The organism is Acinetobacter sp. ANC 5054, assembly GCF_002135295.1.
Lineage (GTDB): Bacteria > Pseudomonadota > Gammaproteobacteria > Pseudomonadales > Moraxellaceae > Acinetobacter.
The window spans coordinates 1-14,534 of sequence record NZ_NEGG01000020.1; the positions used below are offsets into that span (position 1 = coordinate 1).

General features: G+C 41.2%; 14 protein-coding genes and 1 rRNA gene. 7 read left to right on the top strand and 8 right to left on the bottom strand.

Translation table 11 applies throughout. From position 1 onward, the window contains the following. Both B9T33_RS15850 and B9T33_RS15855 read right to left on the bottom strand, forming a co-directional pair. Nucleotides 1-102: ribosomal RNA gene (locus B9T33_RS15850) — 16S ribosomal RNA — on the bottom strand; the annotation flags it as partial. 430 nt (nucleotides 103-532) lie between these two features. Then, entirely contained in the window at nucleotides 533-1,102 is a 570-nt protein-coding gene (locus B9T33_RS15855; protein WP_086179855.1) for a peptidylprolyl isomerase, read from the bottom strand. 102 nt (nucleotides 1,103-1,204) lie between these two features. On the opposite strand from B9T33_RS15855, the gene B9T33_RS15860 reads away from it, so the two are divergent. After that, nucleotides 1,205-1,876 (top strand): acetoacetate decarboxylase family protein, encoded by a 672-nt coding sequence (locus B9T33_RS15860; RefSeq protein ID WP_086179856.1) that lies wholly within the window; start codon nucleotides 1,205-1,207, stop codon nucleotides 1,874-1,876. A 70-nt stretch (nucleotides 1,877-1,946) separates the two neighbouring features. Here B9T33_RS15860 and B9T33_RS15865 read toward each other — a convergent pair whose 3' ends face one another. Further along, nucleotides 1,947-3,017: an alpha/beta hydrolase gene (locus B9T33_RS15865; RefSeq protein WP_086179857.1), complete on the bottom strand. Its 1,071-nt coding sequence runs from the start codon at nucleotides 3,015-3,017 to the stop codon at nucleotides 1,947-1,949. A gap of 201 nt (nucleotides 3,018-3,218) precedes the next feature. Between B9T33_RS15865 and B9T33_RS15870 the strand changes: the two genes are divergently transcribed. Beyond that, entirely contained in the window at nucleotides 3,219-3,782 is a 564-nt protein-coding gene (locus B9T33_RS15870; protein ID WP_086179858.1) for a hypothetical protein, read from the top strand. A 212-nt stretch (nucleotides 3,783-3,994) separates the two neighbouring features. On the opposite strand, the gene B9T33_RS15875 is transcribed toward B9T33_RS15870, so the two are convergent. After that, complete coding sequence (locus tag B9T33_RS15875) at nucleotides 3,995-4,237, bottom strand: hypothetical protein (RefSeq protein WP_086179859.1); 243 nt, start codon at nucleotides 4,235-4,237, stop codon at nucleotides 3,995-3,997. 944 nt (nucleotides 4,238-5,181) lie between these two features. Here B9T33_RS15875 and grpE point away from each other — a divergent pair. The 3 genes from grpE (at nucleotide 5,182) to B9T33_RS15895 (ending at nucleotide 9,366) form a co-directional block, all read left to right on the top strand. Further along, nucleotides 5,182-5,727 (top strand): nucleotide exchange factor GrpE, encoded by a 546-nt coding sequence (gene grpE, locus B9T33_RS15880; protein ID WP_086179860.1) that lies wholly within the window; start codon nucleotides 5,182-5,184, stop codon nucleotides 5,725-5,727. A gap of 155 nt (nucleotides 5,728-5,882) precedes the next feature. Further along, nucleotides 5,883-7,823 (top strand): molecular chaperone DnaK, encoded by a 1,941-nt coding sequence (gene dnaK, locus B9T33_RS15885; protein ID WP_086179861.1) that lies wholly within the window; start codon nucleotides 5,883-5,885, stop codon nucleotides 7,821-7,823. Between the two features lie 625 nt (nucleotides 7,824-8,448). Then, entirely contained in the window at nucleotides 8,449-9,366 is a 918-nt protein-coding gene (locus tag B9T33_RS15895; protein ID WP_086179862.1) for a matrixin family metalloprotease, read from the top strand. Between the two features lie 64 nt (nucleotides 9,367-9,430). Here B9T33_RS15895 and B9T33_RS15900 read toward each other — a convergent pair whose 3' ends face one another. The 3 genes from B9T33_RS15900 to B9T33_RS15910 form a co-directional block, all read right to left on the bottom strand. Next, nucleotides 9,431-9,787, bottom strand: a complete 357-nt coding sequence (locus B9T33_RS15900) for a RidA family protein (RefSeq protein WP_086179863.1) — start codon at nucleotides 9,785-9,787, stop codon at nucleotides 9,431-9,433. A gap of 1 nt (nucleotide 9,788) precedes the next feature. Then, the gene (locus B9T33_RS15905; protein ID WP_086179864.1) at nucleotides 9,789-11,030 is read right to left on the bottom strand and encodes a D-amino acid dehydrogenase; all 1,242 of its coding nucleotides are present in this window, start codon (nucleotides 11,028-11,030) and stop codon (nucleotides 9,789-9,791) included. An 89-nt stretch (nucleotides 11,031-11,119) separates the two neighbouring features. Beyond that, nucleotides 11,120-11,989: a LysR family transcriptional regulator gene (locus tag B9T33_RS15910; protein ID WP_086179865.1), complete on the bottom strand. Its 870-nt coding sequence runs from the start codon at nucleotides 11,987-11,989 to the stop codon at nucleotides 11,120-11,122. 113 nt (nucleotides 11,990-12,102) lie between these two features. Between B9T33_RS15910 and B9T33_RS15915 the strand changes: the two genes are divergently transcribed. Together B9T33_RS15915 and B9T33_RS15920 are read left to right on the top strand one after the other, a co-directional pair. Next, on the top strand, nucleotides 12,103-13,527 hold the full coding sequence (locus B9T33_RS15915; RefSeq protein ID WP_086179866.1) for a Na+/H+ antiporter NhaC family protein: 1,425 nt from the start codon (nucleotides 12,103-12,105) through the stop codon (nucleotides 13,525-13,527). A gap of 114 nt (nucleotides 13,528-13,641) precedes the next feature. Then, nucleotides 13,642-14,019, top strand: a complete 378-nt coding sequence (locus tag B9T33_RS15920; protein ID WP_171263658.1) for a hypothetical protein — start codon at nucleotides 13,642-13,644, stop codon at nucleotides 14,017-14,019. A 68-nt stretch (nucleotides 14,020-14,087) separates the two neighbouring features. Here B9T33_RS15920 and erpA read toward each other — a convergent pair whose 3' ends face one another. Beyond that, nucleotides 14,088-14,423 (bottom strand): iron-sulfur cluster insertion protein ErpA, encoded by a 336-nt coding sequence (erpA, locus tag B9T33_RS15925; protein WP_086179868.1) that lies wholly within the window; start codon nucleotides 14,421-14,423, stop codon nucleotides 14,088-14,090. Nucleotides 14,424-14,534: the final 111 nt, after the last annotated feature.

The following is a 14,534-nucleotide window of genomic DNA, read 5'->3' on the forward strand; positions in this document are numbered from 1 at the left end:
CCGCCGCTAGGTCCAGTAGCAAGCTACCTTTCCCCGCTCGACTTGCATGTGTTAAGCCTGCCGCCAGCGTTCAATCTGAGCCATGATCAAACTCTTCAGTTTAAAATCAATAGTACCTTAAAAGGGTACCAATCTTGGCTCATCAATTTTCTGACAAATATTTCTCAAATAAACTTCGAGTAATTTCTACCATCAATCAATGAAAATAATTTCGACTGATCAACTAGTAAAAATCCACACAAGTTGTTCTTCATAATCTCTTAATGATCTTTCTAACATCTCGTCAATGCTAGAAGCTGGACTTCAATAAACTCAACAACTCAACGCTTCGCGTTTCGTTCGTTTCCGTCTATCTCGTCGGTATGGTGCTCATTATAGGGCAATTTCTTACACGTGCAAGTGCTTTTGACTCACAACAATCACGAGTGTTTTATTTTTATGCACCAAAACAGAACACATCTCACTCAAATAATACATAAGCACATGATATTTATCAAAAATATCATGTGAAATTAAATTTTAAATATTTTGCTTAGTTTTTTGCGGGCGCTGTTTTAATCACCACACTATTAATAATTACAGGTGAAACTGGCACATTTTGATGCATACCATGGTTTGCAGTTGACACTTTGGTAATTTTATCGACGATATCCATACCTTTAGTGACTTTACCAAACACAGCATAGCCAGCATTCATTGCACTTTTATTAAGAAAGTCATTATCAACTACATTGATAAAGAATTGACTGCTTGCTGAATCTGGATGATTCATTCTTGCCATAGCCAATGTGCCACGGGTATTTGATAAACCATTATAAGATTCGTTTTTAATGGCAGCCTTCGTCGGCTTTTCTTGCATAGTTGCATCCATACCACCACCCTGAATCATAAAACCAGGAATAACACGGTGGAAAATGGTACCGTTATAAAAATTCGCCTTAGCGTAGTCTTCAAAGTTCTTGGCTGAAATTGGTGCTTTATCATTAAAGAGTTCGATTTCGATATTGCCTTGATTGGTTTTCATTTCTACAAGGGTATTGGCTGCCCAGCTACTTAAACTTAGGGTTGTCGCTGTGATTGCTATTAAAGCCTTTTTTAACATTTGCTAACTCTTCTGATTCATGTCGTACTTGTTATTGACTGTATATTAGTCTGTGATGATTAAAAAGTCGTTATTCTGCCATTATTAAAATGAGAAAAAGTGATGACACTATGCAATGTGGAAAATTCGAAAATTGAACATTTCCCACCTTGGCATTTACAAGGTGATGCTTTTATTTTGAATTATTGGATTTCTCCTTCTTTTATTCAACAAGCGCAGGCTTTTCGTTTAGCCCCCTCTCCACTTGGACGAGTTGTACAAGTACTTTTGGTCCGCTATCACGAATCCCCTGTTGGGCCTTATGATGAACTACTGATTATGGATCATCCATTGCTCAGTAAAAAAAGGCTAAGCTCAATTCCTAAAATATATGTTTCAACTGAGGCTTCAGTGGTACATGGACAAAACTTATGGGGTATTCCTAAAGAACTGGCTAAGTTTGAATGGCAACAACATGAGCAAGAGCTTGTGTGTATCGTGCAGTTTCAACAGCAAAAAATGCAAATACATTTAAAGAAAACCCGTGGCACACGTTCTTTTTATATTAATAGTCATCATGTACCAGCCTCTATGTTAAAAATACAGCAAGCATGGCAAGGTAAACGTTATCAATTTTCGCCCCAATTTAGAGGTCGTATTCGTAAACTTGCCAATGTGCATTGGGAAAATACCCAAGCCATTTTTCCTGATTTTTCGCAAGCTCGATTATTACAAAGTTTTTATGTACCCACCTTTAATTTGGTCTTTCCGCAAGCAACCATTAAAGATAAGTAAATTGGCACTAAAATAAAAAAGGTGTTTCACGTGAAACACCTGTATAAAGAATTGAATCGATCAAATTAATTTAGCTGTGCTTATCCCAAAACTTACGGAATTTTTCACTGGTCTCAATCAGATATTTTTTCGCACGATGTGACACTGGTGTTAAGTTGATGAAGCCATGTGTTTGATCGGTATATTCTTGATAAAACACTTTCACACCTTGCTGGCGCAGCTTATGCGAATAAATTTCACCTTCATCGTGTAATACGTCATGTCCAGCGGTAATCAGATAGGTGGGAGCAATGCCTGTGAGCTGACCATAGGTCGGTGAAATTAATGGGTCATCCAATGCAACATCGTGCTTGTTTGCATAGAGCTCAGTAACCGTATCAATATCTTGTTCAGTTAAGACCAATCCATCTTTATATGCATAGAAAGATGGATGACGACTTTTAAAATCCACGACTGGATAAATTAATAATTGAGCTTGAGGTGCAAACACTTTTTTTGCACTACGCTGCGCCACTACAGTTGCAATATTACCGCCAGCGCTATCCCCTGCGACCGCAATTCGATTTTTCAAAATTTTAAATTGACGACTATTTTGATAAGTCCACGCTAATGCATCTTCACAAATTTGAATTAATTGAGCAGGACTAGCTTCAGGTGACAACGGATAATCAATACTGAGCACTTGCGCTTTGGCATGTACAGCCAATAATCGACATGCTTCATCATGCGTAGCTAAACTGCCGACAACAAAGCCGCCGCCATGATAAAACACGATCATCGGTAATTTTTTATTCGGTGCAGGATGATAATGCCGCGCAAACACCGTTCCACTTTGCAATGGTAAGCGAATATCTTGAATTTGTTTTACTGTAGTTGGCTTTGACTTAATCGAGTCCATTTGAAGTTCAAACAGCTTTCGAGACTTTTGATAATCTTCGGTAACAAAACCTGACTTTCCTTGTTTGAGCTGGGCAGCCATCATGCACTTCACCAGCGGATCGAGCTGAGGGAAAATAAAAGGATAGTCGAGTCGTTTAGCGAGGCTTTCTTTTGCAAAATTTGGCAGTCGATCCAGTAAACGTGCAGCCGTACCTTGGCCTTTATCTTTGAAATTTTTTAATGATTCATTTAAAGCAAACATGCCATATCCTTAGATTTATGCTCTTCATACTTTCTACATGATCATGGGCTAATGTGACCAATTTCACATACAAGTCTCAACATCAATATACATAGTACAGACTCAGTTAAGCTAATCTTCTTTTATAGAGTTGTCATTGACAATTTACCTGCGTTTCATGGGTTGATTTTGCTAACCCAGTTTAGATAAAGGACACCGACCATGGCTAAAAAAATAATTCTTCTGTCCATTGCAACCGCATTTTTGGCAGTAGGCTGCGTCGCATTTCCTGAAGATGGTTACTATGATGGACGTTATGATCAGCGTTACGACAGACGCTATGATCAGCGCTATGACAATCGTTATGATCGTCGCTATGACAATAACCGTTATGAGCAAGATCGTCATGCATGGGAGCGTCAGCAACAGCAACGCAACCGTTTGGAACTAGAGCGAAAAAAACAGCAGCTCGATCAACGTAACTGGGAACAAAACCGCAAAAACCAGCAAGAATGGGAACGTCGGAATAACCAGTTAGAACGTCAACGTATAGAACAACAACGTAAACGTGCTGATGACGATCGCCGTAAACGTGTAGAACAAGATCGTCAAAAAGCCAATAACGAGCGTCAGCGTATTGAGCAACAGCGCCAAAAAGCTGCCGAACAACGCAATAAACGCGTAGAGCAGGAACGTAAGCAACGTCATGATCAAATCAAAAAAGTTTCAGATCAACAACGTAAAGCAGCTGAAGATCGACGCAAAGCATGGGAAAACCGTCGTTAAACCTAAACGTTAGATGGTCATTCTAAAATTGAAAAAGCGTATCCTTGGATACGCTTTTTTTATTGAGCTTGATTTGCTCATTCATTAACAACTCATTTTGCGATGCTGATTATTTCCCATATCCATAAAAAATAGACAGAAGAGGCATCCTATCTCCTGTCTATTCTTTTAATGACTATATATAGGTTCACGAACCTAATGCATCGCATCCATTATTGTTGTTGACCAGCAGGCTGCTCCGCAGAAGGAGTAGCAGGTGCTGACTGAATTTCAGCCCCTTGTGCTGAAGGATCGGCTTGTACCACAGCGCCAGATTGTTCAGATGTTGCTGTTGCTTCAGCACCTGTGGTCACTTGTGCAGTTTCGGGTGATTCCACCGTTTCTTGTGATGAACAACCGACTGCGACTCCACCAAAACCCATCAACGCTAAAAGAATTAAACCAGTTTTCTTCATCTTAAATATTTCCTTAAATTAATACTTAAAAAGCAAAGCTCATCTTTGCCGGAACCATAATGGAAAATTATTTTGTGAACTTCCCACCTTCTCAGTTGTAGTTTTGACAGGGGGAAGTACGGCTTATGAAATTTTTTATTAATTTAATCATCTGAGGCATCTTGCACGCTTTCAAATCAGAAAGATGAGTAACTACATTGTTTTATATGTTTTTTTTCAAAAAATATTGGTATAGACACATTTCATAATGATTCATGAGCAAAAACATATCCCAACAAAAAGCTGCTGCTTCGTTACCTAAGTTTTTGTTTTTATAAATTTAAGGCAAAAAAAAGCCTGCTTATGAGATAAGCAGGCTATGAAAAACACATTTCAAAATATCAGGAGAAACTACAGCGATAGAATCTAAAAACAATATTAATCAATTGATCATTATTTGAGAAATACTTTATAAAGCTGACATTAATAGCTTTTATGTATAATTATTAACCAGCTCAATATTGCGACAAAAAAAAAATGCTGATCCTTGGGGAATCAGCATAAAAAACATGTCTAAATTTGGTGGTCGTCACCATACCCCCTCTCTCCAACGGATATGGTCACTTCCAATAACTAGATTATGAACAAAATCATGAATAATGAGAAACCGTAAAAATGCATCAACAATATTCAACATTCCGATTAATATACACATAATCATTCAAATCAATAATTTATAATTTCATATATTTAATTTAAATCCATTCAATCATTTCACTTTAAATACTTTAATTGGTGAAAAAACGTGAATTAATCGCTGACTTCGCTTGAATTTTTAGCTGATGCCCCGATTTCTTCTATTAATCATGAATTCAAAACGCATGGCAGTTCTGCAATGAAGTCGTTTGAACGCTTAGCTATAAGGACTGAACATGTTTAAGAACCCATTTAAACGGAGTAAATCAATGGCGACTGAGCAAAATCAAGAAGCTCAAGATCTTCAACCCGAGCAAGCAACAGAACAACAAGCCGCTCAAGCTGAGACTGAGCAAACTGAAGTTACCGTTGAATCTTTGCAAGAACAGATTGCTCAACTTGAAGGCGACTTAAAGTTAGAGAAAGCGCGTACAGCCAATGCTGTGTACGAAGCACAAAAAAGTGTAGAACGTATTCAACGTGAATCTGAAAAACATAAAGACACTGTTTTAGAAAAGTTTGCTAAACAGTTGTTAGATTCAGTCGATAACCTTGAACGTGCGATTGCTGCGGCAGGCGAAGAAAAATCTGCTTTGTCTGAAGGGGTTGAACTTACCCTTAAATCATTGCTTACCACACTTGAAAAATTTGGTGTGGTTGCAGTGGATACCGCGAACGGTTTTAACGCTGACTTACATCAAGCTGTTGGCATCGACCCAACTGCAAAAGCCAACGAAATCGGCACAGTTTTACAAAAAGGCTATAGCCTAAATGGTCGTTTATTACGTCCAGCAATGGTTATGGTTGGCGCATAAGCCCAATATTTTTGAGTGCTTATAAAAAATTTTCCTGAAATTTACTTGAAAATTTTTGATTGGCTCTCATATCGGATAACAAGTAAATCCCTTTTTATTTCCCTTTGAGAAAGGGAAGAATTTGGGAATAAAAGAATTTTAGAGGAAACATCCAAATGGCGAAAATCATTGGTATTGACTTAGGTACTACTAACTCTTGCGTAGCAGTACTTGAAGGCGACAAAGTTAAAGTAATCGACAACGCTGAAGGCGCTCGTACAACTCCATCTATTATTGCGTATAAAGATGGCGAGATCCTTGTCGGTCAATCTGCTAAACGTCAAGCAGTAACAAACCCTAAAAACACATTATTTGCAATCAAACGTTTGATCGGTCGTAAGTACCAAGACCAAGCTGTGCAAAAAGATATCGGTCTTGTACCTTACAAAATCATCAAAGCTGACAATGGCGATGCTTGGGTTGATGTAAACGACAAGAAACTTGCACCACAACAAATCTCTGCTGAAATCTTGAAAAAGATGAAAAAAACAGCTGAAGATTACCTAGGCGAAACAGTAACTGAAGCTGTTATTACTGTTCCTGCTTACTTCAACGATGCTCAGCGTCAAGCAACGAAAGATGCTGGTAAAATTGCTGGTCTTGAAGTTAAACGTATCATCAACGAACCAACTGCTGCTGCACTTGCGTTCGGTATGGACAAAAAAGAAGGCGACCGTAAAGTTGCTGTATACGACTTGGGTGGTGGTACTTTTGACGTATCAATCATCGAAATCGCTGACCTTGATGGCGACCAACAAATCGAAGTATTGTCTACTAACGGTGATACATTCCTTGGTGGTGAAGACTTCGATAACGCGTTAATCGAGTTCTTAGTTGAAGAATTCAAGAAAGAACAAAGCGTAAACTTGAAACAAGATCCGCTTGCTCTTCAACGTTTAAAAGAAGCTGCTGAAAAAGCAAAAATCGAGCTTTCTTCTTCTAACGCAACTGAAATCAACCTTCCGTACATCACTGCTGATGCGACTGGTCCTAAACACTTAGTGATCAACGTAACACGTGCGAAACTTGAAGGTTTAGTTGCTGACTTAGTTGAACGTACAATCGAGCCTTGCCGTATCGCGCTTAAAGATGCTGGTCTTTCGACTTCGGACATCTCTGACGTAATCTTGGTGGGTGGTCAATCACGTATGCCAATGGTTCAACAGAAAGTTCAAGAATTCTTCGGTCGTGAGCCACGTAAAGACGTGAACCCTGACGAAGCTGTGGCAATGGGTGCTGCGATTCAAGGTGCTGTACTTTCAGGTGATAAAACTGACGTACTTCTTCTTGACGTAACTCCATTGACTCTTGGTATCGAAACAATGGGCGGCGTGTTAACAGCAATCATCGAGAAAAACACCACGATTCCTGCGAAGAAATCTCAAGTGTTCTCAACTGCTGCGGACAACCAACCGGCTGTAGACATTTCTGTGTTCCAAGGTGAACGTAAAATGGCTCAGCAAAACAAATTGTTAGGTAACTTCCAATTAGGCGATATCCCACCTGCTCCACGTGGTGTGCCACAAATTGAAGTATCTTTCGATATCAACGCTGATGGTATCTTGAAAGTATCTGCAAAAGACAAGAGCACTGGTAAAGAGCAATCAATTCAAATTAAAGCAAACTCAGGTTTGAGCGATGCTGAAATTGAAGCGATGATCAAAGATGCTGAAGCGAATGCTGAAGAAGACCGTAAATTTGAAGAGCTTGCAAAAGCACGTAACGAAGCTGATGCTTTAGTTTCTTCTTCACAAAAAGCGGTTAAAGATCTTGGCGAACAAGTATCTGCTGACGAAAAAACTGCGGTTGAAACTGCTGTAGCTGAACTTGAAGCTTCTACCAAAGAAAATGACGTAGAAGACATCAAAGCAAAAACTGAAGCGCTTCAAAACATCATCATGCCTATTACTCAAAAGGCATATGAAGCTGCACAAGGCCAAGGTGGCGCTGAAGGTTTCGACCCGAACGCATTCCAAGGCGGTGAAGGCCAACAGCAAAAAGCGGACGATGGCGTTGTAGATGCTGAGTTCACTGAAGTGAAAGATGACAAAAAATAATTTGTCAGCTTAACTGAAAAAGACCGCGCGAAAGCGCGGTTTTTTTATGCTATTTTTCATTATCTTTAAAATAAAACATAATTTACATGAAAAATTTTATCAAGCTTTTGCTCTTAGCTGCGGGAATGTCTGTGATATTGCATTATCCGATGGGTAATCTATTAATCATTCTGCCTTCAAACATACGATTATCCCCTCTCAATGATCTACAAATTATGGGACTTGATGCGGCCTTCATACTTGGACTCATCATAAGTTGCCTAATTTTATATATGTTTAATATTCAGCAGCGCTACATGTGGAGCTTAGGATTTATCTCACTATTGATCGGCATTATTTTTTATACTTTAGCTCAATGTTTTAAACTCGAAATATCGATCTATAGTTTGGAAAACGTTAAAGAATATGGATTTAATTTCAAATATCTCATTGAATTGATTTTTTTCATATTTATCTCTATAGGATTCATTCTTATTTATAAATCCAATTTACCAGCCAAATTAACTGGAAAAAAAGCGTAATGCTGTTGTTAAGACAACGCTAAAATTTCAAGATGGTAAATATTTGACTATGACGTGGACAAAATTCAAGCTAAATTAAAACCCTATTATTGTGTTCATTTACTATGCGCATTGTCTCAGCACTCATAACGGTGGTGATACTGTATTTAGCTTATTTACAGTTTCAAGTTAGATCCCATCCACAGCTTCGCTTTAATTCTGCGTGGGATCGAATATCCCATCCTTTCGACACACGATTACGCTTTCGTGTTGCAGACGTCGACCCACGCTTTGGTTTAACCCAACAACAGGTGATTCAGCTCACTAAAGAAGCTACTGAAATTTGGCATGCAGGTACCCTAAAACCCCTATTTGTCTATGATCCACAGGCGAATTTGACCATCCATTTAATTTTTGACGAGCGTCAAGAACATTACAATGCTTATAAGCAAGCACAGCAGCAATTAAATATCGAGAAAACACGTAATGATCTTCATGCAGAAAATTTAGCAAATAGCCGTAGAGGTTTAGAAAGCCAAGAGCAGCAACTTCGTTCGCGCAAAGCCTATATACAGGCAGAAATCCTACGTTTATCGCAGGAGCGAATGAGTTGGAGTCGAACTGAACATGCGAGTGGGACGAATCTACAACGTATTGAAAGTGAACTGCATCAAGTCAAACAGCAAGCCCTTCAATTAGACCGTGAAATTGATGCGTTTAATCAACAAAATGATCATTTCAATCAGCAAATTTCCAGTTTCAATCAACAAATCGATCATTATAATGCTGGCGTGATTCAAGCCAGTCAACGCTTCCCTGCCCGAGAATTTCACAAAGGCGTATTTATGGGTGATCAGATTCAGATTTATCAATTTGATGCCGAAGATGACTTACGTCTCACGCTAGCACATGAATTAGGGCATGCGCTTGGACTTGGTCATCACAATGATCCAACGGCACTGATGTATCCGCTCTTAGGAAAGCAACAATTAGAAAACTTTAAATTAATGCCTGCAGATCAAAGTTTACTGTACGCACGCTAGAAGGAAGCACTGTAAAATAAAAAAAGCCAGCATTGCGCCGGCTTTTTCACTGCTTTGAAACGGATTACACTGCGGCAGTCAACATGACTTCAACCAAAACTTGTGGACGGGCTAAATCCGCCTGCAGCGCTGCGCGTGCAGGGGCAGCGCCTTCCGGTAGCCAGGCTTCCCAGCATTCATTAAACGCAGCAAAATCATCAGCGATATTTTTAATCCAGATCTGAGCAGTTAAAATACGGCTTTTATCACTTCCAGCCTGTTCCAGCAGCGCATCAATTTTTGCCAATACTTCCAGTGTCTGCTGTTTGGCATCTGTATCCAAAGTTGTTGGCACTTGGCCTGACACATAAACTAAACCGTTATGCACTACACAACCGGCCAAACGGGCATTTGCGCCAATACGCTGAATATCATGACTCATCTTATTTCTCCATTGTTAAACCATCTAATACGATCGGCGATTCACCACGACTAATGAGATGTGAAATCACCATAGCGCTGCCAGCTGCCAGCGTAAAGCCCAAGCTGCCCTGTCCAATATTTGACCATAAATTATCATATTTCGTGCGCCCTAAAATAGGCGGGCCTTTTGGCGTAGACGGACGCAAGCCGCTCCATTCCTGAGCAGTATTGATACCTTCTAATTCAGGGAAGGTCTTGCTTACCGTTTCTTTCAAAGCGTCCATGCGCGCTTTGCGGATGTAAATATCCTGATAGCCGATATCGACCATAGCCGCAATACGCAGCTGATCGCCGAGTTTCGCATAGACAATTTTGTGGGCGTAGTCTGTCACGCTGATGCTCGGCACAATATGCGCCTGCTGCGGGAACGGCAGCGTCAAGCTGTAGCCTTTTAAGGGATAAACCGGTACCGAAATTCCGGCCAGATCAAAAATTTGAGTGCTTCCATTGCCGGCAGCTACCACAAATTCATCCGCTTTGATGCGCCCTTTGCTGGTTTCTATTTCAGTAATTTTGCTGTTTTCAGCAAAGAAGTCTGTCACTTTATGCTCATACAGGCAGCTGAAATCGGGACTTTTTTCGAGTTCTTTATGCAGCGCCAAACAGAACTTGTAACAATCTGCAGTTTCATCATCTGGTGTGTAAATTGAGCCGACCAGCTGAGATTCAATGCCTTTTAATGCCGGTTCAACCCGAACGGTTTCTTCACGTGATAAAGCCTGCTGTACGCTTGGATCAATGCCCGCGGCAGCTTTTTTAAAGGCTTTCGGATCACGGTGGATCACCATTTTTCCGGATTTCACCCAGCAAAAACTATCAATTTGACTGCGCCATTTTGCCATGATGTTTTGGCTGTACAGCGACAAGCGTAGGATATGGCTGCCGTTGAGAATATTGTCTTTGCGGTTGCACACCATGAGAAACTGCAGCATCCAAGACCATTGAAATGGCGACAGGTTCAATTTGAAGTTGAGCGGAGAATGCGCTTTGCCCAACCATTGCAACGCTTGAAACGGCACGCCGGCATCCGCCAAAGGCGCGACATAGCGGTAGCTGAGCTGGCCGCCGTTGGCAAAACTTGTTTGACAGCCGACCTGATCATTTGCTTCGACTATTGTCACTTTATGGCCGGCTTGAATAAGTGCATATGCTGTACTTAGGCCAATTACCCCGCCGCCGATCACGGCTACATGCTTTTTCATGGTTCTGAGACATTCTTCCAAAAAACATTAGCATTAAAAAAGAAGAATTCTGCTTTAACAAATGAGTTTTTAGCGACTAGTCATAACTTTTAGTTAATTGCAGGAGTAATCAACCCGATTTCCGCTTTAATCAGCTCAATAAAATCTTCTGCGGCCTTGGCAGTACTGACATTGGCATTTCTTAAAATATAGATCGTGGTATATAGACGCGGTTTAATAGGGTGAATCATGTCTTTCGGCAATGAATAAGCTGCCGTGTAAATATCTGTGATGCTACAGCCCAGGCCCTGACGCACCAGTTCGCTGGCCATATAGTACGTCTGCACATTAACAATGCTATTGGTAAAGGTGCGGTATTTCGACACCACCTGCATCAGTGAATTTGAATCTGGCTGAATCCAGCGGTTTTCATCAATCGAATGAATATCCTGATTAGCATGCACTGGTTCTGAGTCAATATACACCAGCGGAATTTCTAAAATCGGCGTGGCGATAATGCCGTGCAGGGTTTGCGGCTGAAAGGTTACCGCAATATCAATTTCACGCTGCAGCAGTTTTTGCTCTAGCGCCAGCGTATGATCTGTGCCGATATTGACGAATACGCCCGGATATTTTTTCAGGAATTGAGCAGTCAACTTTGGTATAAGGCTAAGGCCTAAACTGGGCAGGCAGCCCAAAGTGATTTGCCCTTGAGGATTCTTTGCCAAATTGTAGGTCAGCTTGTTCAGCTCACTAATTTTGTCGTAAATCGGCTTAATTTCATCGTACAAAATATAAGCTTCTTTGGTCGGCTGCAACTTTCCTTTTACGCGCTTAAACAGTGCAAAACCAAGACGTTGCTCTGCATGTTTCAGCAGTTTGCTGGCTGCAGGTTGTGATATGCATAGTGCTGAGGCAGCTTCCGTAAGTGATCCAAAAAGCATCACGGAATAGAACATCTCAAGGTGTCTAAGGTTCATAATGTGGCGCATAACTTATAGTTATAGGTAATCTATTAGAATTCATTACTTAATGTCAATGAAGCCTTGTAAATTGTTGGAAAATTTTAAATCCAAACCAGGGAGCGGCATCTTTGCAAGCTGAGCAACCGGCAGCGTCCATGCCCGATATATGGACAACTAAGAATATCGCGCTGAGCGCAATTATTATTGTGAGTTTTGTGCTGGCATTTTATGCACGCGGCCTGCCTGTTGATCAGGTGGGATTAATCGGCCTGCTGCCGATTTTCGCTTTGGCGATCCTGACCGTGGTCGGTTTGGATATCGTCCTGTCTGTGATCATCGCCATTTTGGTCAGCGTGATCATGACTTCAACTGGGGTGCTTGAACTGGGCGCTATTTTGGCAAAATCCACCGGTTCATTTATTGCGACCGTTGGCTTAATCATTATGCTCGGCGCCGGCGTAGGCGAAGTCGCGTACCGGACTGGGGCTGCCCGTGAGCTGGTTAAATTCATCGTGAACCGAGTTGGTTTATCCAGTCAAAGCCGCGTCAAGTTCGGCATCATCATCTCCTCGATTGTAATTTGCGGCTCACTGGGCACCATGGCTGGAGGCAACGCAATCATTGTTGCGGTGGTTATTCCAATTGCGGCAGCAGTGGGCTTAACTCCGCCAACCGTGGCACTGCTGCTGATGATATCTGGCTCTATCGGGCTGTTCATTGGCCCATTTACGCCTAGCACAGTCACCATTTTAGAACTGGGCGGCTTAAGCTATCCACAATTCCTACTGACGTCTGCCCTGCCAATGAGTGTTGTCACACTGGGCGCCGGCTGGATTATGTCTTGCTATATCCAAAAATGGACGGCAGGCAAATACAGCTATAATGAAAATTTCCTGACGCAAAAAGAAAGCGAAGACCCTGAAACATTAAAACGCGGCAAACGCGCCGCATTTGTGTTTTTGGGCACGATTATCGCAATGGCAATCGTGGGCATCAGCTTAAAAGCAGGCTTCAGCTTTGCCATTATTGTGATGCTGACCGTTGCACTTTTAACTGGTTTGGTTGCCGGCCTGTCACCGAAACAGATTTTGGAAGCTTTATATGACGGCTGCGGCAAACTGGTCTGGATGTTCATTCTATACTGGCTGTACAACCCAATTTTAGAGCTGGTGGAAAAACTGAATGCTTACCAAACACTGCTGGACAGCGCGACGCCGTATTTGACCGGCTTAACCCCTGCCATGCTGTGTTTCGGTATTTTCCTATTCAACATCGTGGGGCATATTCCGGGTGCGGCGGTGGCGCAAATGACCTTTACAAATAAAATTTTCGGTCCGATTCTCGCTGCTCACGGCGTACCGCCTGCCGGCATTACAGCAGTGCTGCTGGCCAGCTCGCAAGTGGACTGGTTTGGCCCGTTTCCATCTTCAGACATGTTTGGCCAAATGGGTCTGGCGCGCTCCAGCCAGCTGAAATACATGCTTTACGGCGGCTGGGCCATTGTAGCCGCCAACGTCTGCCTGTTTGCAGTGCTGTTCCATATACTAACCTAAACTGTTAAAAAATTTAAAAAAGCGCCGAAACTCAGGCACTTTTTTGCCTACAGATTTTTTGAACCGAAATCCCTATTCATGTTAAGGTTAAGGCAAACATCTATTCAGACATCTTTGGAGAGCAATGTGAGTTACTACCATATCTTGATTGAAGTGAATGACCACATCAGCACGATTGAACAAACCCGAGATATTGAACTTTTTGATATCACAGAAATTCAACCTTACCTCCATGCTGTGCTGTTACCTTATTTCAATGAACAGTTAATTGAACTGGAAGATGAAAATCTTGAGTTTAAAGATGTATTACATCTCAAAGTAAAACAAACGCTGTTGCCCATCAATGATCTTATCGAAGAAGAGCAGCGCTTATTACCAAGTGATACGGACATTACCATTTCGGCTTATGAAATTTTTAATAATCATGAACTCAGCCAAGATGTGACCACCGTCATTTTAGATGTACTTGAAGCTTTAAAATTTGAAGCTTAAGCCCTTTTGCTTAGACATTAAAAAAGCCCTCAAATGAGGGCTTTTTTATGGCTCATCAGATCTATCTATTAGATTGAGAATGATGATCCGCAACCACAAGTCGTTGTTGCATTTGGGTTTTGTACCACAAAACGAGAACCTTCTAAACCTTCAAGATAATCAACAACTGAACCGACTAGATACTGATAGCTTAATGAATCCACTAACATTTTCACGTCTTCATTTACAAATTCAGCATCATCTTCGTTTTGGCTTTCTGCGAAATTAAAACCATAAGAGAAACCTGAACAACCACCACCAGTAACATAGACACGTAACATAAGGTCTTGGTTACCTTCGCTATCACGCAATTGGCGTACTTTATTGGCAGCATTGTCAGTCAGCACAAGTGCTTGAGCATTCATGATGGATTCCTCTGAGTCATTTGGATGTCTTTAAAAAAGAAAAGACCATATTTCAAGTATAACATACTCAATATATGGTCCGTCTTGGCAGTTTAAAGTTAAATCAGAGTA

What these genes read in the sequence shown, in the direction of transcription:
- erpA (WP_086179868.1), bottom strand. Translation starts at nt 14,423, where the DNA reads ATGAATGCTCAAGCACTTGTGCTGACTGACAATGCTGCCAATAAAGTA.
- B9T33_RS15855 (WP_086179855.1), bottom strand. Translation starts at nt 1,102, where the DNA reads ATGTTAAAAAAGGCTTTAATAGCAATCACAGCGACAACCCTAAGTTTA.
- B9T33_RS15875 (WP_086179859.1), bottom strand. Translation starts at nt 4,237, where the DNA reads ATGAAGAAAACTGGTTTAATTCTTTTAGCGTTGATGGGTTTTGGTGGA.
- dnaK (WP_086179861.1), top strand. Translation starts at nt 5,883, where the DNA reads ATGGCGAAAATCATTGGTATTGACTTAGGTACTACTAACTCTTGCGTA.
- B9T33_RS15865 (WP_086179857.1), bottom strand. Translation starts at nt 3,017, where the DNA reads ATGTTTGCTTTAAATGAATCATTAAAAAATTTCAAAGATAAAGGCCAA.
- B9T33_RS15905 (WP_086179864.1), bottom strand. Translation starts at nt 11,030, where the DNA reads ATGAAAAAGCATGTAGCCGTGATCGGCGGCGGGGTAATTGGCCTAAGT.
- B9T33_RS15870 (WP_086179858.1), top strand. Translation starts at nt 3,219, where the DNA reads ATGGCTAAAAAAATAATTCTTCTGTCCATTGCAACCGCATTTTTGGCA.
- B9T33_RS15860 (WP_086179856.1), top strand. Translation starts at nt 1,205, where the DNA reads ATGACACTATGCAATGTGGAAAATTCGAAAATTGAACATTTCCCACCT.
- B9T33_RS15900 (WP_086179863.1), bottom strand. Translation starts at nt 9,787, where the DNA reads ATGAGTCATGATATTCAGCGTATTGGCGCAAATGCCCGTTTGGCCGGT.
- B9T33_RS15910 (WP_086179865.1), bottom strand. Translation starts at nt 11,989, where the DNA reads ATGAACCTTAGACACCTTGAGATGTTCTATTCCGTGATGCTTTTTGGA.
- B9T33_RS15895 (WP_086179862.1), top strand. Translation starts at nt 8,449, where the DNA reads ATGCGCATTGTCTCAGCACTCATAACGGTGGTGATACTGTATTTAGCT.
- grpE (WP_086179860.1), top strand. Translation starts at nt 5,182, where the DNA reads ATGGCGACTGAGCAAAATCAAGAAGCTCAAGATCTTCAACCCGAGCAA.